The sequence below is a fragment of the Dyadobacter sp. SG02 genome (genome assembly GCF_900109045.1).
Classification (GTDB): Bacteria; Bacteroidota; Bacteroidia; order Cytophagales; family Spirosomataceae; genus Dyadobacter.
In genome coordinates this window covers 23,554-49,701 of the sequence record NZ_FNYL01000022.1, presented here as the reverse complement: position 1 = coordinate 49,701, position 26,148 = coordinate 23,554, and the positions used below count along the sequence as shown (strand labels likewise).

Below are 26,148 nucleotides of genomic sequence, written 5' to 3'. Positions count from 1 at the left end.
AATTTGAATATGACAAAAATCTATTAGCCATGAAATTTCCACTACTCAAAATCATCATTTTATCCGTCCTCATTTGTTGCGCATTGATGCGGGCGGAGGCGCAGGATAAGGACAAAAGCGAATTGAGTATTGGGGCTGGTATTATGTCTTCGGAGGATGCTGCTACCGATTTGGTGCTGCTTTGGGGCAGTGCTGTGTTTAACAGCCATCAGGAAGTGAGGGTCACACGAGCCAGCTGGTCAATTAGCTACAAATACCATGTTTCTGAGCGGTTTGCGATAGGCGGTAGCTCGGTATACAATCCAATGCCTGACCGATGGATACAAGATTTCGACTTTCGTAATGATGACGACTGGAAGGTTCGTTCCCTGACCACGGCCGGAGAAGCCACGTTATTTTGGGTAAAAGGAAAGGATTTTCAATTCTATGGAATGATCGGGGCCGGTTTTTTTGCCAAGCGACGCACGCTTTACGATACGCAGGTCGAGACCAATTGGGGTACCACCTTTCAGGCAACTCCCGTGGGATTGCGCATGGGGAAGAAATTGGGTGTATTTATGGAATTGGGGTACGGATATAAAGGAGTTTTTAATGGTGGAATGAGTATGCGGTTTTGAGGGTGAAATTATAGGAGATGTAATCGGGCACTACCGGTAAATTAACAATTATGCCGATCGTCTTGCGGAAGCAAAACAAGTTAGTGATTTCTCATATCTTCGTACATGTATTTGTCAGTTACAAATACATATCTTCCTGTTTCACGCTTGACACATTACGCTATGAAAATTCATTTACTTTGCTCCGCACTGGCGGCGCTCATGCTGACCGCCCGGACGTCGTTTTCTCAAACACTGGATATTCCATTTCCAGCCGGCCCTGGTAACATGACCCGGCCATCTACCATTGTGCTTACCAATGGGAATTTTGTTGTATCCAATCGCGAGTATGACGAGGGGGGAAAGACAGATATCGGGATTGTTTATCTTTTTGACGGTCAGACAAAGAAGTTGATCAGCACTTTGAAAGGATCGACTTCGAATGACAAAGTTGGTGAAAAGCTATATGCATTACCTAACGGAAACTTCGTGGTGGTGAGTACTTATTGGGACAATGGTGCGATCACCGATGTGGGGGCAGCCACCTGGGTGAACGGGGTTACGGGGCTGGATGGCGTAGTGAGCGCAGCTAATTCTTTGATTGGCAACGTCCAGACGGATGTAGTGGGTAACAGCGGGGTTACCGTTTTGCCAAATGGAAACTATCTCGTGAGGACTGACTATTTCAAGTCTCCGGGAAAACTTGCGGTTGGCGCGGTCACCTGGTGCAATGGCAATACCGGACTAGCAGGACATGTCAGTGCGGCTAATTCGTTGTTGGGCGCAAACGCGGGGGACGCGCTGGGATATCTGGATATTTTGATTTTATCGAACGGGAACTACGTTGTACCATGTCCGGGATGGGACAGTCCCACCGCTCAGAATGTGGGTGCAGTGGTTTTTGGTAATGGATCGACAGGTGTCTCGGGAGTGATAAGCGCTGCTAATGCGCTGACGGGCTCTCATGCCGATGACCGTATCGGCAATGATTTTGGGTTAATAGGGCTTACAAATGGCAATTATTTGGTAAAAAGTACGGGGTGGGATAACGGGAATGTTCAAAACGTTGGGGCTGTTACCTTTTGCAATGGTAATACAGGACTGACGGGTGTTGTCAGTGCCGCCAATTCGCTGGTGGGAACGGCAGCTAATCAGTATGCCGGGGGATATACTGTTGCCCTTAAAAATGGTAACTATGTTGTTAGCAGCTCCGGTTGGTCGAATGCTGCTGCCGAGGCGTATGGGGCTGTCACCTGGGGAAATGGGGTGACAGGTACTACGGGACCGATCACCGAAATGAATTCGCTTTATGGTTCCCGGCCTGGCGATGCCGGCGGCGCCTATCCATTAGCAAACGGCAATTATGTCGTCAGGAGTCACATGTGGACGCGCGACGGAATATATGCGGCTGGCGCGATTACCTGGGCGGACGGAACAACCGGAATCACCGGCAGAATTTCAACGGCCAATTCGCTGGTAGGAAGAGACACGCTCGATAATATCGGTTTGCGGGGCGTGGTCGCCCTCAGTAACGGCCATTACGTAGTGGCAAGCCCCTTCAGGAGCAGTGACGGCCAAAGATACGCGGGCGCGGTAACCTGGTGTGACGGTTTTAAGCCCACGACGGGTGAAGTGAGCGAACTCAATTCGTTTGTTGGCACGGAGGAATATGATGACGTAGCCAACATTGGTATAACCCCGCTTACCAATGGTAACTATGTCATTCAAAGCTCCTTCATGGAAATAAACGGTGTTGATCGGGCCGGTGCGATCACTTGGGCTGATGGTTCGAAAGAGCTGGTAGGGTCCGTGAACGCATCTAATTCGATATTCGGCAGCCAACCGGTAGACCTTATCGGCCGGTCGATCACACCGCTTAAAAATGGTAATTATCTGATTGTGAGCACTAATTGGGATAATGGAAATATAGCCGAAGCAGGTGCTATTACCTGGGCTAACGGAACGGCCGCTATTACCGGTGAAGTTAATGCTGCGAACTCTTTTGTCGGTACCACGCCGGGAGGGTCAATGGGGAAGTATGGTACGTTGGAGATTTTGCCGGATGACAACTATATTGTAAAGACAATCGGGAACAATGTAGGGGCCATAACCTGGGGAAATGGGTCGACGGGCACTACCGGGGAAGTGAATGACTGCAACAGCTATCTCGGCGCGGGAGATGGAGTATACAATGTTACATATGGATACGTTGTGACGGTAATTCCGAATGAAAACGTCGTCAGGCTCGTCTATCGTACAGGAGGCCCACTTCTGGCAATGTCGCAGGATGCGGCGTTTACCGATATCAGTTCGGGACAAACAAGCTCCTTTATGGGTGGCGCGGGCTGCCGGACTATCGCAACGGTGGCTTCTCAGGGGGCAAATCCCATCGCGGGCACCGTAAATGCTCGGACGTGGGTCGAAAGCGGCGTCCCGTCCTTCCATGGCGATCCTTTTGTGGCCAGGCATTATGAGATTACACCTGCACAGAATGCCGCCAGCGCAACCGGGCGTATAACACTTTATTTTTCACAGGGCGAGTTTATCGCTTTCAACGCAGTGCCCGGTAGCAAGCTCGATTTACCCGTCGATGCGAATGATACTTCGGGCAAGGCCAATCTCCGCATTGGCAAATATGCCGGTACCAGCAGCGACGGAACAGGCCTGCCGGGCAGCTATGCTTCCATTCTCTCCACCATTATCGATCCCGACGACAACGACATCGTGTGGAATGACACATTCAAGCGTTGGGAAGTAACTTTCGATACCGAGGGTTTCAGCGGTTTTGTGATACAAACTACCACCGAGCCGCTGCCTGTCCGCCTGGTTTCATTCAGTGCAAAACCAGAAGGGAAAGCAGTAAACCTGGCCTGGGAAATCGCCGATGCAGTCAATTTCAGCCATTTTGAAATCGAGCACAGCGTCGACGGGAAGCAATTCGAGTGGTTAGGCAATGAAAATCACATCACCGACCAGGAAAGCTACGCAATGACGGACTACCATCCCCAGACCAATGCGCAGGGGCAAGTCTACTACCGTCTGAAAATGGTGGATATCGACGAAAGCTATGCTTACAGCAAGATCGTCAGCGTCCATTTCGACAACAGCGCTGCCTACGTATATCCCAATCCGGTAACCGACCAGCTCAGAATTTCCCTGCCCGGCCAGAATGGCAAGGCTGCCACTTTACGGCTGATCAATGTAGCCGGACAAGCCGTGCTAACCAAGGCGGTGAGCGTCTCCAACGGCGAAGTAAGAGCGGATTTAAAGTCTTTGCACATCTCCGACGGCATTTACCACGTCGAACTGACCATCGGCAACGACGTGCGGCAATTCAAATTCCTCAAAGGCCGCTAAGATGGCTGGTATTGGTTTCGGAGTTAAAAATGATTTTTCAACAACTCCGAAACCGATATGCCATCGATGGTCATTCCTTCAATATTACAACTGGTAATTGCCACTCCGCTTAGATCGCAGTCAATAAACTGGCTTTTATGCAAATCCGAATGCTCGAAAAGTAATGGCCGCTGCTCCGCATTCGGGTCATACATCGGATGATCCGGGGGCGCCATGCCGATATTCTGAAACACCGCGCCGCCCAGCTGTGCGCCTTCGATTTGCAAGTCGCTCAGATTGGCATCCGTAATCGATATGTTGCTCATATTCACATCATTAAATGTGGAATTGGAGAGCATGACGCAATGCGCGGTAATTACCACGCATTCGCTGTCGAGGGAGATTTGTTTGATGGTTTCCATGAGTGGTTGTTCTGTTTAGGATCAAATGGCGCCCGGTCCACGCTGGCGATTGCCGGAATGCTCACGTAAAAATAGCTGTCGCAAACGGCCCCCGAAAGGGTGATTAGCGACGGATTTGCTGGGTAATCAGGACAAAATTTCCCATAAATAGCCACCACCCGGCAAACGAAAGGATCACTAACGATCCCAGCGAGGCAGTGATAAACGGAATGAGAGTATGTTTGAGTTTAGTAATGAAAATGGATTGATATGCATTAATCTTAAACTTTAAATCAAATGCTACACAAAGCAATCTAATTGAAGACAAGTTTTTAAACATCATCTAAAATTTAAAAAGGTTGCCAACCCTTTTCCAAATGCTTTAACTACTTCAAACTCGCTCAATCTAACTACTACAAAACCCCTCAATTTTTGATGCTTTCCGTTACTTGATAATTCAACGGTGCCGTTGGGACATTTGACAATTTGCTACTACAAATGAATGATTTTTTGTTTTATACATTTCGCAAATGTTTCAAATTAAAAACAAGCGAAGTTATGAAAAATCAAAGCTTATGCTGGCCCGTTTTAATTGTAGTCTTATTATTCGCTATTGCCGCGGTGAGTTGTGTGGGAGATATCGATACCGACCCGAAAAATCTGATTGGGCGTTGGCAAATGGTGAAAGTAGTTCATCAGGGAAAGTCGATTTCGAAGCCGAAACCTCGGCAGTTTGAATCCGAGGTAGAAATGGAATTTTTGAAGGACCGATCAATTGAAGGAACGCTGCCTACGGATGTGTTTTCAGGAAGTTATGAAATTACTGATGGGGATTCCATCAAAATTGAAGGGTGGCAATTTTCGAAAAAGGGAATACCTGAATGGGGAGAATATTTTTACCGTAGCTTTCGTCTGGTAACGACGTTTGCATTAAAGAAAAAAGGATTGAATTTCAATTACAACGAGTTACACCTAATATACGACGAAGGGGAACTGATTTTTGATAGAGTAAAATAAATTCCCTGGACATGCTAAATCGATATAAAGATGAAGAATATATTATTATCATTGTTGATTTTTGTGGTAATACCTTGCCGAAGTCAGATCAAGGTTGAAACGCGAGTTCTGTCGCACGGTGCGCAAAAAGGATTTTATATTGACGGCCATGTTGCGAACTTATATCAATCACCTATCCCAACAGGCGAACAAATAGACCAGCTTGTAGGTGAAGACTCGCTTGATATGGGGTCAAAAACATATCGTTTTGCAACTTCGATCGATATAAATATCGATTTTCTCGAGTCGGCTAATTGGATAACAAGAGGTGGTATGTCCTATGGTCGGCTATTGATAGTGGCTGAAAGGGCTAAGTCTTTGAGTTTGAATTTCAAAGCATTTGACATTCCAGATCTCGGCGAGTTGGTGATATACAATTCGAAGGGGACAATTGCGGGCCAGATAACCGCTAAGGAAAATAACAGCGGTCAGACCTGGGCAAGTCCTATTTTCGCTGGCGATTCGATTTGGATAGAGGCAAAGCTTCCAACCGGGCAAAAGAGTGCGCTGAAACTTGCAGCGTCAAATATAGCGTACGGTTACAGGAAGTTCGATTTAGGGAAGTCTGGGTTTGGTGAATCCGGCGGTTGTTTGGTGAGTAACAATGTGGTATGTTTTGGTAATGGATGGGAATTTGAGCGAAATGCGGTTTGCTTGCTTGTGAATCAGAATGGGACACGCTTTTGTTCTGGTTCGATGATAAATAATTCCTGCAATAACAACATACCCTACGTTTTGTCGGCAAATCATTGTTTACCAGGGGCGGGTGATGTCGGTCAATGGCGTTTTATTTTTCAATATTGGAGCGCTTCCTGCAATCCGTCGCAAGACGATCCAAATTATATCCAATTCTATGGATCGACTTTGCGCGCAAATGCGAGTCCATCTGATTTTTTGCTTCTTCAGTTAAATCAGTTGCCGGATCCGACAGCCGGCATTAATTACTTGGGGTGGGACAGAACGTTAAATGCAGCCACAAATGGCGCGAGCATTCACCATCCGACAGGGGATGTGATGAAGATATCAACTTTTAATAGTGTAGTATTGAGAGCGGATAATTATCTCTTTGCGAATGGGAAGAAGGCTCCCGGATCACAACATTGGATAGTTACTTGGAATAATGGCTTGGTAGAAATAGGCTCATCAGGCGCACCCCTTCTCAATCAATCCAAAAAATTAGTAGGACAGTTGGCGGGCGGGCCATCCTACTGTAATGCGCCGCCTGCATTAATCAAAGATGCCTACGGCCGCTTCGACAATTCCTGGACGGGGCTGGGAACTAACGCGACGAGGTTAAGCAATTGGCTTGATCCATCCGGTTTTGGCAATACTACGACACCTAGCATTAGCCTTTCACACATTGCAGGGAGTGGTTTTGTTTGCACAACTTCCTCATATTCTGTTGCTAATCTGCAACCCGGCACATCGGTTGTCTCGTGGAGTTCGGGCAATCCCGCGATGCTGACCATCAATTCGGCCGGAACGGCCAGCCGCGTAGGAAATGCGAATGGGCAGGTAACAATTACAGCAACATTGAATAACGGGTGCGGCAACTTCACCCGGACAAAGACGGTCCATGTTGGTAAGCCAGTTGTGGGGAGCATTAATGTAGACTCAGATGTTTGTACGGGCGAGGGGCAGGATGTGGTTGCCAGTCTTACCGGAGCAACGAGTTCGAGTTGGGCAGTTACGAGCGCCAACAGCTTCAACGCGACGCTGATGGACAACGGTAACGGGATAGCGTACTTCAATAGCTATGTTCAGGACTGTTATGGACTTCAAATTAACGTTTTCAATGCCTGTGGATCGGTCCTTGACGGTACGACAATCTGCGTGAACAGCTGCTTCGGGAGCCTCATTGCCTATCCCAATCCCGCGACAGATGTGGTAACATTTGATTTTTCGAATTTCGGTGATGGCGAGTTGCCAGACCAAATTCAAATATTTGATGAAAAATCAACAGCCGCCAAGCGGTCTGTATATGTTAACAGTAACATTACCGACCGGAAATTGCTGATCGATACCCATGATCTGCCCCGGGGTACGTACTATTTTCATATTATAAAAAATGATGCTGGCGGAAAAGTGGAGAAGTTCAGGATTGTTTTGGAATAAGCATTACCCGACCTTATGGCGATTGAAATTGTATAGACACGGGAAGTCTTCATTTTCGGTTAAAAAGCAAAAACGCCGTTCCTGATAACAGAAACAGCGTTTTGTGCCGAAGGCGGGACTCGAACCCGCACAGGATTGCTCCCTCACGCCCCTGAAACGTGCGTGTCTACCAGTTTCACCACTTCGGCTTGAATTCGGTGGGCAAAGATAGTAATCTTGTTTTGGACTTTACAAGCGTTTGGGGTTTCAAGAGCTTAAAAAAGCTGAAAAATTTAAATTTTTACGCCTTCGTAGAGCGCTGGAATGTGGATTTTGGGATATCCTGCCTTTTCCAGCTTCAATTTGAAGGCAATTTGTGTCTCGTATTCGCCGTGGACGAGGAACACTTCCTTCACGCGCTCGGGCTTCTGGCAAGATAGGAATTCCAGCATTTCGTTGTAATCACCGTGGCCGGAGAAGGAATCCATGGTTTCGACGCGGCATTTTACCTCGAACTTCTCGCCAAAGATGTTTACGTGCGTGTCCCCGCGCTTTAATGCGCCGGCGAGCGTGTTCGCGGAAGCGTAGCCTACGAGCAGGATCGTCGAGTTCGGGTCGCCGATATTGTTTTTGATATGGTGCTTAATGCGCCCGGCTTCGGCCATTCCGGAGGCCGAAATGATGATGCAGGGCTCTTTACGGTCGTTGAGAGCGATGGATTGCTGAACGTCGGAAATGTAATTAAGGTACGGGAATGCAAATGCATCGCCATCCTTTTCAATGTATTCAAGGATTTCGGGGTTGAAGCATTCGTCGTGTTCCTTCATGATGGCCGTGGCGCGGATGGCGAGCGGGCTGTCGATGTAAACGGGAATCTGCGGGAGCTGGCCGGAGCTCGAAAGCTGGTCGAGGGCGTAGATGAGTTCCTGTGTACGGTCTATCGCGAAAGCCGGGATGATAAGCTTACCGCGACGGCGAATGCATGTTTCCTGCACAATATGCAGCAAATGCGCGTGCATATCGATCTCCTTTTCGTGCAACCGGTCGCCGTAGGTCGATTCGCAGATGATGTAATCGGCCTGCGGAAATTCTTCGGGCTTACGGAGAATGCGGTCCTCGGGACGACCAATGTCGCCGGTAAATGTTACTTGTTTAAATGTTCCTTCATCAGGAATACTCAAATGCACGGCGGCGCTGCCAAGCAAATGCGCGGCGTCGGTCAGGATGACGGACACTTCGTTGTCTTCACCTAAAAAGAAAGTCTGTCCATAGCGTACCGTTTTGAAAAGGGTCAATGCGTGCGCAGCATCTTCGGCATTATACAATTCTTCGAGCAGCGGACGGCCTTGTTTTTTGCGTCGGTGGTTAATGCGTTCAAGGTCTTTTTCCTGGATATGGGCGCTATCGAGCAACATTACGCGGCAAAGGTCTGCGGTAGCGGCGGTGCAGTAGATCGGCCCCTTGAAGCCCTTGCGCACGAGGCGCGGGAGAAGCCCCGAGTGGTCGATATGCGCGTGCGAGAGGATTACGTAATCGACGTCGGCGGGTTTGAACCCGAATTCCTGATTGAACTCGTCGGTCTGGATACCCTGGAAAAGCCCGCAATCGAGCAAAATTTTGGTTCCTTTTTCGGTGGTAATGAGGTGCTTGCTTCCGGTTACGGTGCGTGCGGCGCCAAAGAATTGGATAAGCATAAAGGTTTGGAATTTAGAACGTTGGTGAAAAAAGAGGGATCAGGCTAGAACGTAAATCGCGTCGAGGTTTCGCCCGATGCCGTCGTAATCGAGGCCGTAGCCGACCACAAATTTATTTTCGATTTCGAAGCCGACATAACGCATGTCCACCGGGGTTTTCAACGCTTCCGGCTTGTGCAGCAAAGTAGCGATTTCAACGGATTTGGGCGACATTGCCTTTAATTTTGTGATCAGTTGCGACATGGTCAGCCCCGTGTCCACAATATCCTCAATAATGATCACATCGCGCCCCGCAATGCTGGCGTCCATCCCGATAATTTCCCGCACCGAGCCCGTCGAGGAGGTTTGGGAATAGGAGGAAAGCCGAATGAAGTTGATTTCGCACGCGAGCGAAATATTCTTGACCAGCTCGCTCGCGAAAAGAAACGCACCATTCAGTACAATGATAAACACCGGGCACGAATCCGCATAATCGGAGTTGATACCGGCAGCTAAATCAGCAATGCGTTTTTCGATCGTTTCGCGCGAAATAAAAGGGACAAATGTTTTATCCAGAATGTTAATCATAATTTTGAAGTGCGAATCAAGTTCGGGAAGACGATGAGACGCCTTCTTGAAGCCGGCCGGCCCCGTCAAATACTCTGAGGATCAATATTAACTCTTTTTTTAAAAACCGGGCCGCTGACAAACGCAAAATATAAATCAGGCGTTAATAGGACAGATTTACCCCTGCTATGACAAGATCAGTTATTAACATAATCATATTCTGCTGCTTAACTGTAATGACAAGCCACATTGCGACCGCGCAATTGTATTCTTCGGCCGAGTTGGACAAGAAGTATGCGATGGTCCTCCAAAATCCCGGGGTACAAATCGAGTCGACCGAGGCGATTAATAAATTGTACAATTATCAGTTTTACGAAGCAGACGCGGAGTTCCGGTGGCTCAAATACCGTTACCCCAAACACCCTATGCCCCACTTTCTGATGGGTCTGGCCGAGTGGTGGAAAATTGTACCGAACACAGAGAATGAAACGTACGACAAAACTTTCCTCGCGCAAATGGATTCGACCATCACGCTCGCCGAGGAGCTGTATGACGACCAGGAAAATAAAATAGAACCCGCCTTCTTCCTCGCAGCCGCTTACGCATTCAAGGGCAGGCTCTACGCCGAGCGTGAAAGCTGGGCGAAGGCGGCATTTGCAGGGAAAAAATCATTGAAATATTTCGAACAATGCAAGGGTAATGGCGACCTCTCGCCGGAATTGCTTTTCGGCGATGGTCTGTATAACTATTACGCAGAATGGGTACCCAAGGAATATCCAATCCTGAAACCGATCCTGGCGCTTTTCCCGAAAGGCAACAAGAAGCTCGGCGAGCAGCAGCTTGAAAAGGTGGGTAATAATGCATTTTACACCCGCGTGGAAGCCCGTTACTTCCTGTTGCAGATTTACAGCATGGAAAATGAGTACAGCAAAGCGTACGAAATGGCCAAATACATGTGGCAGACGTACCCGAACAACCCCTATTTCGAGCGGTATTTTTGCCGGACGGCCTTTGTAACAGGTAAAATGGCCGAGGCGGAGCAGGCAGCGCAAAATATTATCACAAAAATCAATCAGGGAATGCCTGGTTATGAAGGCGTGAGTGGCCGGAATGCGGCTTATGTGCTGGCTTATTACAATATGAACTACCACCGCAACTACGACGCAGCCGGTGAATATTACAAGAAGGCGATCGACTATTCAACACAAACCAACTCGATGAATGCTGGGTATTACGTATCCTCGTTGCTGGGGTTGGGGAAAATTGCGGAGCATAAAAAGGATTACGACGAGGCATTACGCTACTACAAGCTCGCCGATGACCGCGCAGATAAGAAATCCAGCCAGGATAAAGAGGCAAAGGCCGCCATCGCGAATTTAAAAAAAATGAAACGCGACCAGCGGCGGAAGCGGTAACAGGAACGCATTATCTGCATTCCCGACAAATACTACGGTGCTTTTCTACAAGTCTTACGGTGCTCTGCACCTTGGCGTTGAGGTGCGGAGCACCGTAAGACTTGTAGAAATGAATCGCGTTATCGTTTCAATTCCGCATAATGTTTGAAAAACAACGGGATCGTTTCAATGCCTTTGTAATAATTGAACAATCCGTAGCTCTCATTCGGTGAATGCAATGCGTCGATATCGAGCCCGAAGCCCATCAGAATGCTCTTGCAGCCCAGTTCCTGCTCAAACAGCGCCACGATCGGAATGCTGCCGCCGCCGCGGGTAGGGATAGGCTTCTTACCAAATGATTCTTCCATTGCCAGTTCTGCAGCGAGGTATTCTAGTGAATCTGTCGGAGTTACGTAAGGCAAGCCGCCGTGGTGGGGTACCACTTTCACTTTTACGGAAGCCGGCGCGATGGATTCGAAATGCTTGGTAAAGATTTCGCAAATTTCGTCTTCGTTCTGGTTCGGGACGAGTCGCATGGAGATCTTGGCGTGGGCCTTCGAGGGCAATACGGTTTTGGCACCTTCACCAATGTAGCCGCCCCAGATACCGTTTACATCCAAAGTAGGACGTACCGAGGTTCTTTCAATGGTGGTATAGCCTCTTTCACCGGCGACGTCGCCGATATCGAGGTCTTTTTTGTATTCTTCCAAATCAAATGGTGCCGCGTTCAGTGCAGCACGCTCGGAGGCGCTTAATTCCTCTACTTTGTCGTAGAAGCCAGGGATGGTAATGTGGCCGTTCTCGTCTTTCAGCGAAGTGATCATTTCGCAAAGGACGTTGATCGGGTTCGCTACGCCACCGCCGTACACGCCGGAATGCAGGTCGCGGTTGGCACCTACCACTTCTACTTCGACATAGGTCAGTCCACGAAGACCGGTTTCGATAGAGGGAACGTCGTTCGCGATGATACTTGTGTCAGAAATAAGGATCGTGTCGCATTGCAGCATTTCTTTATATTCCCGGACAAATGTCCCAAGATTAGACGACCCGATTTCTTCCTCCCCTTCAATCATCACCTTCACGTTACACGCTAGCGTACCTGTCGCGAGCATGATTTCGAGGGCTTTGATATGCATATAAAACTGCCCTTTGTCGTCGCACGCGCCACGGGCGTATATGCGATCGTTTTTGATCACCGGCTCGAATGGGGGAGAATTCCAGAGCTCGTAAGGATCGGCTGGCTGGACGTCGTAATGCCCGTACACGAGCACGGTAGGTAATGCAGGGTCGATGATTTTTTCGCCGTAAACTACCGGATGGCCTTGGGTCTCATAGATCTCAGCACGGTCGGCACCGGCTTCGGCGATGCGGTCGCGCACGTATTCCGCGGCTTTGAGCATATCGGGTTTGAACTTCGAATCGGCACTTACCGACGGGATACGGAGCAGATCGAGCAATTCGTTCAGAAACCGGTCGCGGTTCTTTTCAATATATTCTTGCATTGAATGGTTGTTTTTAGTCTTTACTGAATCGGCGGTCAAGTTAAAAAAATAACCCCTAAGGTTGTGCCTCAGGGGTTGGGATTAACAAGGGTTAGATTAAGAATATCAGCTACGTGCTTTCGATTTCGCGAAAATGTTCACCCGGTTTTCGTTGCCGTTGAGCAGGCGGACAATGTTTTTCTGGTGTGTAAAAACAACCAGGACAAACATTACAAATCCGAAAACTACCAGTAGCGGCTCAGGATGCCCAAAAGCGCCCGTCCAGGAAAGTACCGGAAATGCCAGCGTCGCGAGGATCGAGCTCAGCGATACGTATTGAGATGCAATTAGTGTCAGAATAAATATAGTGATGCAGACGGACGCGAGCTCTGGATGAATAGCCAAAACCATTCCGAGTAACGTGGCTATGCCCTTACCGCCTTTGAAATTCACAAAAATGGGGAAGATATGGCCGATAATAGCGATGATCCCGAAGATGATCTTGTACATCAGGAGCTCCGTTTCGCCGATCTCGTTCATATAGAAAAGCATCGAAGCGAGGCAAGTGGCCGTCCAGCCTTTCAGTACATCGATGAGCATTACAACTGTCCCTGCGCGTTTGCCTAATACCCGGAATGTGTTGGTGGCACCCGCGTTACCGCTGCCGTGTTTCCTGACATCTATTCCAAAATACCCAATGCCGTACCAGACTGAACTTGGGATGGAACCCAGCAAATAAGCAGCAACAACCGCAACTATTAATAAGGCAACACTCATTTTGTACTATTCAAAGATAAATTTAAATTACAAAAAGCTTTTCTCAAAAATACGATAGTTGGAGGATTTTACAAGCAAATGTGGCGTAAAACTACATTTCAGTGTACAATTTTTCAAAAAATAGCATAAACTATTGTAAATGCTGCTAATCACATCAGAATCCTTCTGTGGGTTCCGCTTTTTTCTTCTTTTCTTCGGCTTGGGAGGCGGCCGGCTTCTTCTTCGCAGTTTTCACTAGCTTCGCTTTCTTCAATGCCGGCTGATAGAAATCGTCGAAGCGGTTAACAAACATATCCTTCTCTTCAGTTCCAATGCTCACGAGTGTCATGTCCTTGGATTTCACATTCTTAGATTTCGCAACGATCTCGTCATTGAAATCAAGCATGGAAGAAACGACGCCCAGTTCACCCGCTTTCAGGTCGAAATAGTACCACACATCCGGTGAAGCTTCCAGGTACAGGCTGAATTCATCGCCCTCCACACCGCGACGGAGTTCCAGCACGCCGGTCATTTGCGCATTGATATTGTTGCGCCCGAAATGCGACACGCCGATCGGTCCCTGCGAGTAGTACGCATTATGTACGGGCGACCAATGCAAATTCACATTGGAAAGCACCATGGGTATGTCCAGGGTGGGAGAGGCTTCAAAAATGGGCTTGTAACCTCCGGCTGTCAGCTTCATGTAGGCATCAACACCCTTCGGACCGATCAATGCAGAAAGTTTACGGTTCAATTGATCGGGATCATCATCTGCGGCGGTGCTGTTTGATTCCGCGAGGTTAGTTTCAACGATCTTCGCGGCGAGTGTTGGGGCAATCGGAGTCAATGCAGGCGCATTGAAGAGCAGCATGGTATTGAAGCGGAATTTCGAGCTATCCACCTGTACTTCGGCGCTGCCGACGGTTTGAAGCCAGTTGGCCTGCATGAGTTTGAATGGCCCCGCGAATGTAGCCAGGCCGGTTTTATCATCGAAAGCCAATGCATTCCCCTCGTCGATAAGGCCGTCAGCACCCGGTGGCGGGTTAACGCGGAATGCTTTCTTATCCTCGTCGTAGCTGAGATTACCTTGTGCCTGGTAAATGTCCTCGTCGCCGTCCGAATCCTTAGGCGAAAGGAAGCTCATGTACATGCCCTTGGCCTCGTTATAATGCAAACCGACCGAAAGCGGGATCTCGTGCTCGTTTTTAAGGTCTTTATTGATTTTAATCGAAACCGATTCGCCCGGAGAATCCTGATATACGATCCACGAGCTTTGGAAATCTTTGCGGAACTTGATCACCGGTTTCACAAAACCATCCAGTTTCAGCGAAGGCTCGTAGGCAACCAGGTTGATGGCGCCTTTATATTGAATGCGGGGCGAGAGGAAGAGATTTTCTGCCTCCTTAATGTCGGCCCGGGCTGTGGTGTAATACTTAACCCCGGGAGCGGCTTTGCTGTCTTTCGCCTTGCGCTTGCCTTCCTCGCCGGCACCGACTTCCACAAGCTCGAAATTCTGCATTTTGATATTGAATGTATCTTTCCGCGCGGTAATGTACTGGTAAGTGGCCGAACCTTCGAAATGATTGCGCGAATCGATGCGGATGTCAGCGTCGCGCATGTGGTGCGAGACATTCAGGGTATCGATCTCGATACGGGCCTTTTTCAGCGGAACGATTTTGCCTTTGCTATCCACTGCTACCATACCGCCGTCCGGGATGATTTTCAGGTCGGCAGTCTGTATGAACGGCACTCCTTTGATGTTCAGGGTCACTTTTTGAATGTCGTAAATCGCTTCGGAGCCGTTGAATGTAAGCCCCTCCTGATCCGGGTCGGTGGAGGTGTAGGAAGAAGTTTCTCCCAAACCTTTCATCAGGATCGTTTTCTTGGTCATATCCCATTTCGCACTTCCGATGAGCGTCTGGTAGGAAGCCGTCGGGATTTGCATACCCGACGAATCATTTCCAAAGCCCGATTCGTCGGTCACGAAATTGGCAATACCGGTTTTGAAGTTGAAATCAACATTGACATTATTACCCGTCAGCAGCTTTTTGGTAGACTTCAAATCGCCACTATTGATGGCAAATGAGGATTTATTGGCCAAAAATCCATCTTTATTGAATTTAATTTCCGGCGAAGTAAGCTCGGAATCGGCGCGTTTCAATTTACCATTTCCATACAAACCCGTCGAGCGCAGCAACAAGCTTCCTTCCAGGTTCGTAGTACCCTGGTGGAATGTGAAAGATTTACCAGTCGTGCTGATAAACATGCTGTCCGCATTGGGATACCATTTCAATGCATAATCTTTCAGCGCAACGGCCGGGAAGTAGCCCTTGCCGATGGTGGCTTCCTTGATGCTCGCCACATCGCCGGTCGCCATGAGCGAATCGGAGGTAAGTAGGATGTTTTTGGCATTCATCGACGCCGACAGGTATTTCAGTACCGCTTTGGAATGTAAACCGGTGTTGTCCATCGTCAGTGTGTCCGTAAACTTCGCCAGTGCCTTGCCTTCGTACAATTTCATATCGGTAACCGGCGGTTTGTAGTCGAAACCGAGCGAGTTATCGGGCATGCTTTTCAGAATGGTCTGAATGGGCGGGATGATGCCGTTGGAATTGAATGTGCCCTCGAAAATCACATCACGCTGGTCGAGGCCGTCCATATCTATTTTGGGAATCTTGAAAAATACTTCCCGCGGATAAAGTACCGTCCCGCGTTCGGGCTGGTCGAAATAGACGATCATACCATCGGGTACCACAAGTCTGGGCGATTTTTTAATGCCTTTCTGAATACCCGATTTGTTTTTCGGGTCGCTGAGGTAGAAAGTACCGCCTTTTTCATACTTCACGTGCCCGCCGACTTCGCCTTTCTGGCCCTTCGCGAATTTATCGCGCGGCGTAAAAGTGATCGAGTCGGACGGCGCCACATTCACGAAAAACTGGTTGTAATCGAATTTGATGTTCTGCCCGCGGAACTGGTAGTTGGACGCCACCATTTGTCCATTCAGGGTGAAATTGCGGTTTTTGCCGATAATCAACTTCTTGTCGGATGGGACGGCGTAGATTTTCAAAGAATCGCTAACCACGAACCTCGAAACGCCCAGGACGGTGAGCAATGTGTCGGGCATGTAAATCGTCGCGTTGGCAACCTCGTCGTTGGCCGCAAACTGGCCGCTTACCTGGAAATTGTCATAGTCGGCTTTGTCCAGGTTTGCCAGCACATACATGACGCCCTTTTTACTCAATCCATATTCATCCGTTTCCTTGTTGTAGATGAAATAATCATCGAGCGTGAGCCTTTGCAACGCATTGCGGATGATCGTCGGGTTTTGCTTGAACTTGGTAGCGAGCTCCTCGGCCAGGAAAGAAGTCTTTTTGGTGGTCTGCGCATAATTGGCAGCCATAATCAGCGGCTGGAAGCCAAACTCCTTATTAATTTCCCGGAAACGCTCTTTTTTGAAATAATCGAACGATTCCAGCCGGACGGGAACTTCTGTTTTCCCATTGATTCGGAGAAATTCTACTTTTTCGGTCGGGAAGCGCCAGCGCATGGCCTGCGACCAGATATTCATTTTGTGGTAAGAATCGCGGTAGGGAAGCGGACCATAGTCAGTTTTGTCCATCCGGCCGAGCCTTACCAGCCCCTCGTCGTCATTATATTTAAATGTAATGCCCGGATGTATCAGAGAATCCCCTCCAAGCGGCATTGAATAGAGTGCGAAATTGGCTGTAAAAACAGAATCTTTCAGTGCAAAACGCTTACTACGTGCCGTAAATGCCGGTTTTTCCTGGTATTTGACTTTGATCGTCGAGTACTTGTCATTCAGGGCCGAGCTGTACCGGTCCAAACCGATGAGCGAATAGCCGCCTTGGTAATCGATATTCTTGCGGACTTCTTTCAGTTTGGCGTCGATATCGTTGGAAACGAAGCGCGGATACTGCGCGGGCTGGCCCTTAATACGTTTAATGCCTCGGTATTCCACCGTTCCCTTCACCGGCCCCGCCAGATAATTGTCCGAATGCAAGGTACTGTTCTCGGCGACCAGTTTGGGATGATTTATATTGAAGGAATAAGCGTCGAGGTCCGCGTAAATGCTCGAATCGCCTGCGGTTTGCCAGGTGAACTTGCCGTTTTTACCTACAAATACCCCATCGCGCAACGAAACACTCCCATTAGCCGGACCGAAAACGACCGAATCGCCGCCTGCTACCATCGCAAAAGTGGCGTTTTCGAGGTCCATCAAAGGCCCTGCGATAACCGGCAACGGTACCGATTTTTTGGGAGCGATTACAAAATTGGAGTCCACTGGCGTGTCCCAACCGTCATTGGCGGCCTGGGTTTCTTTGGCGACGGTCGTGTCGGCTTTTGTATCGAACCGGTACTTCACATTTCCACCCAGCAAGTACAGCGTATTATAATTGCTTCCGTACAATTTATTACTCTCGTTGATCGGCAGGGCAGTTTGCAGGACTTTTTGGAAAGTTTTGGCATCGTATTTATCCCCTGCATTGGCAGCTACATCCAAAAAGCCATCAAGCTTGTCGGGCGATTTTTTGGCGAGTGCCTGGGTGTTCCGGATCAACAATGCGAGCAGCGGTCCGGCTTTTTGTCCTTTCGCAACCTGTGTTTTTACAATCCCGATGAATTTCGTCTGCTGCTGCGCATTAATCCCCGACATCCAGACGCTGTCCAGCTGGGCAGTATGGCGGATGAATTGCGGGTTACGGCTGCCGTCCATCATTTTCCGGAGCTGCGGCATGAACTGTGCGGGGTCGTCGGACAGTTTGACACCCTGTGCAGTTGCATTTTTTCCGATAAAAGTCAGCAGGTAAAGCAGTATAGCAAAGCGAAATATCTTCATGGTTTGTAGCTGTTAGCTTTCAGCAGTTAGCTAATGGACTATTTGATTTTTTCAAAAACAACGGTGGCCCACTGGTTGCGCGTATTGGACCGGAGCTTTTTCAGGCCGTTTTCGGCGGCACATTTTTCAATATCGGCCTGGTCGGTCTCATAAAACCCGCTGGTTACGAGCCAGCCGCCCGGTTCGAGGTGTTTCACGTACGTCGGAATCTCGGCCAACAGAATATTCCGGTTGATATTAGCGAGAACACCTCCGAAAATCTTCTCTTCCGGCACATCCTGGATCGTTCCCTGAAATACTTCGGAATCGGCAGGAAGCCCGTTCATCGCGAAATTTTCGCGGGTATTTTCCACGGCCCATTCGTCGATATCGAAACCCAGCAAGTGCGAAGCGCCTAGTTTATGAGCCAGAATTGTCAGAATTCCTGTTCCGCAACCCACATCCATGATCGAAAGACGTTCATGAGGAAGGCTAAGTTGCTCGTTCATCACAAGCCATGTCGTTTCATGGTGCCCCGTGCCGAAAGACATTTTGGGTTGGATCAGCAAATCATATGTAAAAGAGGGATCGGGCTCATGAAACGTCGCCCGCACGCGCACCTGGTCACCCACCTCGATCGGCTCGTAGCTTTTTTCCCATTCCTCGTTCCAGTTTCTTCTTTCTAACGATTTCCAGGTTGCGGCTATTGTCGTTAAATCCAGGTATTTGGCCGTTAAATCGTGAATCGCCTGCGCATCAAAATCGCCCTCCTGAATGTAGGCCAGCAGCCCTTCATCCGTCTCCACAAACGATTCAAACCCCGCCTCGCCCAGCTCCGCCATCAATATCTCCGAAAACTCGGGATCCACTTTCAAATCCAGTTCGATGTAATTCATTGTAATAGTTATTGGTAAAAATTGAGAAGTGAAGGTGTTGAAAATTTTCAGGAATCAGGACGATTAATGCCGGTATTTTAAAATTCAATTTAAAATTACCGGGATTAATTCAGCATAAGGGCATAAAAAAGCCCACCGATTTCGTCGATGGGCTCTATCATTAAGTATTTCAACTTACGGCTTCCGCCTCTTCACTGCCAGATCATGCGCCGTATCATAATACGATCGCAGATTCATCCAGTCAAACACATCCGAGATATTCTCGACACGGTTGCGTTGCATGATGCGATCGCGGCGCTGCATGCGGACGAATTTGAAAAGGATATCGGCCAGTTGGTCGGCGGCTTGCGAGAAGTTTTGCGATTTGCGGTTGATTACGTAAATGCCCCGGTTTTCGTAGTCACGCATGATTTGCATGATGTAGTCGCCGAAGCCGGAAAGGTCGCTGGTGACGGTCGGGACGCCGCGGACGACGCATTCGAGCGGGGTGTAGCCCCACGGCTCATAGTAGCTCGGGAAGACGCCCAAATGGCAGCCGCGTACGAATTGCCCGTAATCCAGACCGAACAATGGGTTGGTCGATGCGATGAAATCGGGGTGGTAAACGATTTTGACTCGGTCGCGCTCGTTGTTGACCAGGTTTGCGCGGCGGCAGAAATCGGTAATGCCGTCTTCCTGTTTAAGGTCGTGCGTGACGAATGCGGGAAGGTTGTCCGTTTTCCAGCTCTGGATGGTCCTTCTCAGGCGCAGCCGCCAGTATTCATCTACAAACTCATTCAAATCGGGCATTTTATGGTCGGCTCCTGACGCCGTGGCGAGGAAAAGCTTTTCACCGACCTCTTTTTCAATGGCCGTACAAGTTTCCTGCAACTCATTCAGTACCGCGCGCGATTGCAAAACATCCGGGTTTACCGACGTATACGGCTGTTTGGTGACGATAAACATCACCACCGTCATGTCCATATTCGCCTGCACCATTTTCCAGTTCAGGCGCGCGAGGGCTTCCAGCGTGAGATCATAACCTTTGTTGGAATACTCGTAACGGCCGGATGTGAAGAAATAGAGCGTTTTATCCAGATCAAACGAATAGCTGGGAAAGAAATGCCCCATTACAAACTCGTGAATGCGCTCTTTATGCTTCAAATGGAGGTTCTGAAACTCATGCACCGCCTGGAAACGCACTACGTTGAGTCCGTTCGGCGTCACGAGGTCGGGCATGCGGCCGAGGAACACCTCGCACTCGCGGGCGGTCACATCGCTAACTGTCGTGAGCACATGCGCATTCAGTGCTGCCTGCCGCTCGATAGAACATTGGGCCAGAATACCGTAGTTTTTGGCTTCCTGCTCCCAGTCGAAGAAGGGGAGTTTGTTGTAAAAACCCGATACATTCTGCGCCAGATAACGGCCCAGCATCGTTGCGTGGGTGGTAAACGTGGTCGCGATCTTGACATTCTCGCGTTTCAGTTCGGAAAGTCCGCTGCTCGCCATCCACTCGTGGAACTGGGCCGAGATTTCTTCACGTTTGGCATTCTCTTCCGCATATTCTTTCAGGAATATACGTACCAGCTCGCCGAAGCAAAGTGTTTGATTTACAAGGTGTTCAACGTTGATGGTCGGGATGCGGTTCTTTTCCCAAAGGCTAAATTTGATCGCATCGAGCTGGCCCATAATGCTGTCCACATCGAACAGCACGACCCGTGGCTTTCCGGTCACGAGCCAGTAGCCGTAATACACCGTGTAACCCATATCACGCATCCGCTTGACGATCCGCCCTGCCGGGGAATCGTCCAGATCGTGAATCATTTCAAATTCGGAAGACGCTTTCTTTTCGAAATAAGGCCCAAGGAGAAAATAGTTCTCTTCCCATTTCTCAACCATCGCGGGGACCTTGGTCCTTATTACGGTATATATCCCTCCAACTTGATTACAAACCTCCCATGCAACTTCGAACAGGACGTTTTTCTTAGTGGTTTTGACAAATGGTTCCAATTAGGGTACAGTTTAAGCGTTACTAGGGTATTTATAGGGATTCTGCTTCCGGTTATGTCACAAAAATCCTTGTTATTACACAATAAATATGCAGAAAAATAATTCAGAATAACAACACTTGAATTTTTGTGCACATGACAGAAAAGCCGGTTTAAAACATCATTCCAGCGGCAAAATATAACTAAGTCAAGAATAGGGCACCCGCGCCGATTTTCATATGCCGATCCAAATCAATCCGTTATTGCTCGAAATTAAGACGGTTGTCGGCTAACTTTGTTCCAAAATACGTTACTTTGGTTGGATTAACATTTTGCATTGGTCAGATAGTGAAAAAAATTAAAATTGTTGCGCTTTCCTTCGTTATTATCACGTTTTTACTGGAAAGTTGCATGGCCCAGAGCGCGGAAACAGAGGGTAATCTGCCCCCGAAGAGAGAGTTTAGAGCGGTCTGGATAGCCACTGTCGACAATATTGATTGGCCAAGCAGCAAGACCCTTCTCCCCGAGGAACAGCAGGAGGAATTCTCCGAGCTACTCGATTTTCACAAACGGGTAGGCATGAATGCGGTGTTCGTGCAAGTGCGCGCCGCGGGGGATGCATTCTATGCCAAAAGCCCCGAACCGTGGTCGGAATGGCTCACGGGCGTGCAGGGGCGTAAGCCCGACCCGATGTGGGACCCGCTCGACTTCATGATCACCGAGGCGCACAAGCGTGGCCTCGAATTTCACGCATGGCTGAACCTCAACCGGCTGGTGCATAAATCTTCCAAAAGCGTTTCCGCCGAAAACATCAGCCGCCTCCATCCGGAGTGGATTTTGACCTATGACGGTTATAAACTCTTCGATTTCGGAATCCCGGAAGTGCGCAAGTTCATTACCGATATGACGGTCAACGTGGCTAAAAACTACGATGTCGACGGCATTCACTTCGATGATTATTTTTACCCTTACGCCGCGCCGGGCCAGGTAATCCAGGACGACGCAACATTCAGGAAATACTCCGACGGCTACACCAACAAGGCCGACTGGCGCCGCCATAATGTGGATTTATTGGTAAAACAGATCCACGAAGCATTGGAAGCCTTAAATCCAAAACTCAAATTCGGGATCAGTCCTTTCGGCGTTTGGCGTAACAAGGACCGCGATGCGGAAGGCTCCAAAACTTTCGGAGCGCTGGCATCCTACGATGACCTTTTTGCAGATAGTCGCCGCTGGATAAAGGAAGGCTGGATCGATTACATTGCACCGCAAGTTTATTTCTCTTCCGGTTTCAACAGGGTACCTTATAAAAATCTGGTGGACTGGTGGACCGAAAATTGTTTTGACAGACATTTATATATAGGTATGGGCGCTTATCGCGTCGGGTACAAAGACAAGGACTCACACTGGTCGAACCCCGCTGAAATACCCAATCAGGTTCGCTATTTCCGTGATAGTGAGGCGGATGGATCTATTTTTTTTAGTTCAAGATCATTAAGGGCTAATAGTCTGGGTTTTGTGGATTCGTTGAGAAGGGATCTCTTCAAATATCCTGCATTAATCCCTACCATGCCCTGGAAGGACAAAATACCGCCATTGTCTCCCAAAAGCCTGAAAGCGACATTGCTATCACGCGGTATCGAACTCTCCTGGGAGCAACCCGAGGCCGCTGCCGACGGCGACAAGGCGTGGTACTACGTCATTTACCGCTTCCCACCCGATGAAAAACCCACCGCTCACGACCCGCGCCGCATTTTGGGAATGTGCTACGAAGGTGAAAAATTCGTGGATATGAGCGCCGAGGCGGGCAAAAGATATGTTTATTATGTTACGGCAGTGGATCGCCTGCACAACGAGGGTCGGCCGATCGGCCCGTTGCGTGTGGAAGTACACGATCAGAAGCTAGTCAGGTTTTAGATATGAGCAATTCTATCCAATACGAATATAAACCCGAGCATTTCATTGCCTCGGCGCCTACTAAATACAACTCAGCAAATCTTCGCACGGAGGAGATGGTGCTCAATATGGGCCCGCAGCACCCGTCTACGCACGGGGTATTGCGGCTCGAAGTGGTCACCGACGGCGAAGTTGTAGTCGACGTCGTGCCGCATTTGGGTTATCTGCACCGCTGTTTCGAGAAACACGCCGAGTCATTGCCATTCAACCAGATTATTCCGTATGTAGACCGTATGGATTATGTGGCCGCTATGAACTCGGAGCACGCTTATGCAATGGGGGTGGAAAGAATGCTGGGCATTGAAAACGACATTCCCAAACGCATTGAATATATCCGCGTCGTAGTAGCGGAGCTCAACCGCCTGGCATCGCACTTCGTCGCGCTGGGTACCTACGCGATGGACATAGGTGCGTACACGCCGTTCCTGTGGATGATGCGCGACCGCGAGCAAATCCTGCGCCTGCTCGAATGGACCTGCGGTGCGCGGATGTTGTACAATTATATATGGATAGGCGGATTGTTCTATGATCTGCCCGTCGGCTTCGAAGAGCGCTGTGGAGAGTTTATCAAATATTTAAAACCAAAGCTGGTCGAATTGCAGCAGTTGGTGGTGGATAACAAGATTTTTATCCAAAGAACTGCCAATGTAGGCGTGTTACCAATGGATGTTGCTATCAATTACGGCTGCACGGGACCAATGCTGCGCGGTTCGGGTTTGAGATACGATTTGAGAAAAGTAGACGGCTACTCCGTTTATCCTGAGCTTGATTTTGAAATACCTATCGGTGAAGGGAAGCTGGGCAAGGTAGGAGATTGCTGGGACCGCACCTGGGTACGCGTGGTGGAATGCCGGGAATCGGTGAAAATCATCGAACAAAGCCTGGTACAATTGCAGGGAGATCACAAACGAAACCGCGATTTCGATCCGCAGGCCATTGTTCCGAAGAAAATCAGGCCGAAAGCGATGGATTTCTATGTGCGTGCGGAGAATCCGAAAGGAGAGCTGGGCTTCTATTTCCGTACCGACGGCCGCTCGGATATTCCCGTGCGCTGCAAGGCACGCGCTTGTTCTTTCAATAACCTTTCGGTGATAGGCGAAATATCAAAAGGCTCATTACTGGCCGACCTGGTCGCCATTATCGGTTCCATCGACGTAGTGATGGGAGAGGTTGATAGGTAATTAAAAATGAAAAGAGCCGCGTCGCGGCTCTTTTCATTTTTAATTACTAGGCTTCCGCGGCGACGCCAACCAATTCGTGTTTCGCCAGGAATTCGGCAATCTGAACTGCATTGGTCGCAGCTCCTTTGCGCAAGTTGTCCGCTACGATCCAGAGATTCAGTGTTTTAGGCTGAGATTCGTCACGACGGATACGGCCTACGAAAGTTTCGTCTTTGCCATGAGCCGTCAACGGCATGGGGTACAATGCATTTTTCGGATCGTCCTGTACGATCACGCCTTCGGTTTCGCTCAGGATCTGGCGAACTTCGTCCAGGTCGTATTCATTTTCGAACTCGATGTTAACAGCCTCGGAGTGACCGCCGATCGTTGGGATACGAACAGTTGTAGCAGTTACCGCAATGCTGTCGTCGCTCATGATCTTCTTCGTCTCGTTCGTCATCTTCATTTCCTCTTTGGTATAACCGTTATCGAGGAACACATCGATGTGCGGAAGCACGTTCAGGTCGATCTGGTGCGGGTATACTTTGCCTTTGCTGTGATCGCCGGCACGCTCCGAGAACAACTGATCCACGGCAGCCTTACCGGTTCCGGTTACCGACTGATAAGTGGAAACAACCACACGCTTAATTTTATATTTTTTGTGCAACGGGTTCAGCACCACCACCATTTGAATGGTAGAGCAGTTCGGGTTTGCAATGATTTTGTCTTCTTTCGTCAATTCACCTGCATTGATTTCCGGAACCACCAATTTTTTGGTCGGGTCCATACGCCAAGCCGAAGAGTTATCCACCACGGTAATGCCTGCTTCCGCGAATTTCGGTGCAAGAGCGAGTGAAGTACCGCCGCCGGCCGAGAAGATCGCGATCTCCGGTTTGGCAGCAATCGCATCCTCGAAGCCGATCACCTTTATCTGTTTACCCTTGAATGTAACTTCCTTACCAACAGACCTTTCAGATGCGACGGCCAAAAGCTCCGTCACCGGGAAATTACGCTCTTCGAGCACTTTGAGGATTTCGCCGCCCACCAAACCGGTAGCGCCTACTACTGCGATTTTCATTCTTGCATTAAGATTAAAAATGGATAGAATATGATTTACTCTTTGCCAGTGGCCTGCGCCGCCTCGCGAAAAGTGCCGCAAATTTACGCAGTTTTTTAGAATGATAGGAAAATTTGCCTGTTTAATGCATTAAAATTCAGGAAGGAACGGGCAAAGTCGATATTTCAGAGCTGTTTAATAGGCTTTTCAGTATTCCAATTTTTACGTGTCAGATTCCGAAATCGTATATGTGTTCGGGCGTAATGCATGCGTCGAGCGCAATGTCGAATGCATCGATATCCTCTATTTCATCCACTTTTTCAAATAGCGAAAGGCCCATTTTAATGCAATCGGGTCGGGTTTGGGGCAGAAACCGGTCGTAATAACCACCACCGTACCCCACGCGGTAACCTTTGCGGTCAAACGCAAGGAGCGGCACAAGTACGATATCGGTTTCTTCGGGCAAAATTTTCTCCGAAGTGGTCGGATCAGGCTCGGGAATACGCCATTGGTTCATGACCAGGTGCGTGAAGGGTGTCATTAGGAAATGCTCCATTTCCCGCGTACCGGGGATAATGTAGGGCGCGGCTATGCGCATGGCCGGAAAGGATTTTCTTAACATATCCATAATGCCGAACGTATCCACCTCCCGGGCATTAAGTTGTGGCAGGAAAGTATGCAGGGTTTGAAACGCATTCAGATGAAGATATTTTTCAAGATTCTGCGCGATCAGGGCATTTTTTTCGATCAGCCACCGCTCGTCGGCCCCTTTTCTTTTTTGTAAAAATTCCTTGCGCAGTGCGGCCTTTTTCATCGGGTAATGTTGTCTTTTTGGGGATGTAATCGGAGGAAATTTCGCCTTTTTATTCTATTGTTCGTACTTTCACGGTCTGATTTCAAAATCTTTAACTATTGTATAGA

17 protein-coding genes and 1 tRNA gene are annotated in these 26,148 nt (G+C 48.9%); 7 read left to right on the top strand and 11 right to left on the bottom strand.

All coding sequences use genetic code 11. The annotated features are described in order from the left end of the window. Positions 1 to 29: 29 nt before the first annotated feature. Positions 30 to 617, top strand: coding sequence for a hypothetical protein (locus BMW93_RS33700; protein ID WP_090386998.1), 588 nt, complete (start codon positions 30 to 32; stop codon positions 615 to 617). A 162-nt stretch (positions 618 to 779) separates the two neighbouring features. Further along, complete coding sequence (locus BMW93_RS33695) at positions 780 to 3,953, top strand: T9SS type A sorting domain-containing protein (RefSeq protein ID WP_177194276.1); 3,174 nt, start codon at positions 780 to 782, stop codon at positions 3,951 to 3,953. A 23-nt stretch (positions 3,954 to 3,976) separates the two neighbouring features. On the opposite strand, the gene BMW93_RS33690 is transcribed toward BMW93_RS33695, so the two are convergent. Next, positions 3,977 to 4,354: a pentapeptide repeat-containing protein gene (locus BMW93_RS33690; RefSeq protein ID WP_090386994.1), complete on the bottom strand. Its 378-nt coding sequence runs from the start codon at positions 4,352 to 4,354 to the stop codon at positions 3,977 to 3,979. Positions 4,355 to 4,891: 537 nt separating this feature from the next. Between BMW93_RS33690 and BMW93_RS33680 the strand changes: the two genes are divergently transcribed. Both BMW93_RS33680 and BMW93_RS33675 read left to right on the top strand, forming a co-directional pair. Then, on the top strand, positions 4,892 to 5,350 hold the full coding sequence (locus tag BMW93_RS33680) for a hypothetical protein (RefSeq protein ID WP_143061775.1): 459 nt from the start codon (positions 4,892 to 4,894) through the stop codon (positions 5,348 to 5,350). Between the two features lie 30 nt (positions 5,351 to 5,380). Further along, positions 5,381 to 7,504 (top strand): hypothetical protein, encoded by a 2,124-nt coding sequence (locus BMW93_RS33675; protein WP_090386988.1) that lies wholly within the window; start codon positions 5,381 to 5,383, stop codon positions 7,502 to 7,504. 104 nt (positions 7,505 to 7,608) lie between these two features. Here the strand turns inward: BMW93_RS33675 and BMW93_RS33670 are convergent. From BMW93_RS33670 to hpt, 3 genes are all read right to left on the bottom strand, one after another. Further along, positions 7,609 to 7,692: transfer RNA gene (locus BMW93_RS33670), tRNA-Leu, on the bottom strand. A gap of 84 nt (positions 7,693 to 7,776) precedes the next feature. Continuing rightward, positions 7,777 to 9,177, bottom strand: coding sequence for an MBL fold metallo-hydrolase RNA specificity domain-containing protein (locus BMW93_RS33665; protein ID WP_090386986.1), 1,401 nt, complete (start codon positions 9,175 to 9,177; stop codon positions 7,777 to 7,779). A gap of 39 nt (positions 9,178 to 9,216) precedes the next feature. Then, the gene (gene hpt / locus BMW93_RS33660) at positions 9,217 to 9,744 is read right to left on the bottom strand and encodes a hypoxanthine phosphoribosyltransferase (protein ID WP_090387079.1); all 528 of its coding nucleotides are present in this window, start codon (positions 9,742 to 9,744) and stop codon (positions 9,217 to 9,219) included. A 215-nt stretch (positions 9,745 to 9,959) separates the two neighbouring features. Between hpt and BMW93_RS33655 the strand changes: the two genes are divergently transcribed. Continuing rightward, on the top strand, positions 9,960 to 11,138 hold the full coding sequence (locus tag BMW93_RS33655) for a lipopolysaccharide assembly protein LapB (RefSeq protein WP_229241103.1): 1,179 nt from the start codon (positions 9,960 to 9,962) through the stop codon (positions 11,136 to 11,138). Between the two features lie 119 nt (positions 11,139 to 11,257). On the opposite strand, the gene BMW93_RS33650 is transcribed toward BMW93_RS33655, so the two are convergent. From BMW93_RS33650 to BMW93_RS33630, 5 genes are all read right to left on the bottom strand, one after another. Continuing rightward, on the bottom strand, positions 11,258 to 12,658 hold the full coding sequence (locus BMW93_RS33650) for a dipeptidase (protein WP_255372365.1): 1,401 nt from the start codon (positions 12,656 to 12,658) through the stop codon (positions 11,258 to 11,260). A 66-nt stretch (positions 12,659 to 12,724) separates the two neighbouring features. After that, a complete protein-coding gene (plsY, locus tag BMW93_RS33645) occupies positions 12,725 to 13,375 on the bottom strand; it encodes a glycerol-3-phosphate 1-O-acyltransferase PlsY (protein WP_090386980.1) in 651 nt (216 codons plus the stop codon). A gap of 154 nt (positions 13,376 to 13,529) precedes the next feature. Continuing rightward, positions 13,530 to 18,212, bottom strand: a complete 4,683-nt coding sequence (locus BMW93_RS33640; protein ID WP_090386978.1) for a hypothetical protein — start codon at positions 18,210 to 18,212, stop codon at positions 13,530 to 13,532. Positions 18,213 to 18,250: 38 nt separating this feature from the next. Continuing rightward, on the bottom strand, positions 18,251 to 19,087 hold the full coding sequence (gene prmA, locus BMW93_RS33635; protein ID WP_177194275.1) for a 50S ribosomal protein L11 methyltransferase: 837 nt from the start codon (positions 19,085 to 19,087) through the stop codon (positions 18,251 to 18,253). 174 nt (positions 19,088 to 19,261) lie between these two features. Next, on the bottom strand, positions 19,262 to 21,076 hold the full coding sequence (locus BMW93_RS33630; protein WP_090386974.1) for a glycosyltransferase: 1,815 nt from the start codon (positions 21,074 to 21,076) through the stop codon (positions 19,262 to 19,264). A 389-nt stretch (positions 21,077 to 21,465) separates the two neighbouring features. Between BMW93_RS33630 and BMW93_RS33625 the strand changes: the two genes are divergently transcribed. After that, a complete protein-coding gene (locus BMW93_RS33625) occupies positions 21,466 to 22,971 on the top strand; it encodes a glycoside hydrolase family 10 protein (RefSeq protein WP_229241101.1) in 1,506 nt (501 codons plus the stop codon). Between the two features lie 2 nt (positions 22,972 to 22,973). Further along, entirely contained in the window at positions 22,974 to 24,191 is a 1,218-nt protein-coding gene (locus BMW93_RS33620; RefSeq protein ID WP_090386970.1) for an NADH-quinone oxidoreductase subunit D, read from the top strand. Positions 24,192 to 24,237: 46 nt separating this feature from the next. Here the strand turns inward: BMW93_RS33620 and BMW93_RS33615 are convergent, their stop codons facing one another. Beyond that, positions 24,238 to 25,248, bottom strand: coding sequence for an aspartate-semialdehyde dehydrogenase (locus tag BMW93_RS33615; RefSeq protein ID WP_090386968.1), 1,011 nt, complete (start codon positions 25,246 to 25,248; stop codon positions 24,238 to 24,240). Between the two features lie 208 nt (positions 25,249 to 25,456). Beyond that, complete coding sequence (locus BMW93_RS33610) at positions 25,457 to 26,041, bottom strand: 5-formyltetrahydrofolate cyclo-ligase (protein WP_090386966.1); 585 nt, start codon at positions 26,039 to 26,041, stop codon at positions 25,457 to 25,459. Positions 26,042 to 26,148: the final 107 nt, after the last annotated feature.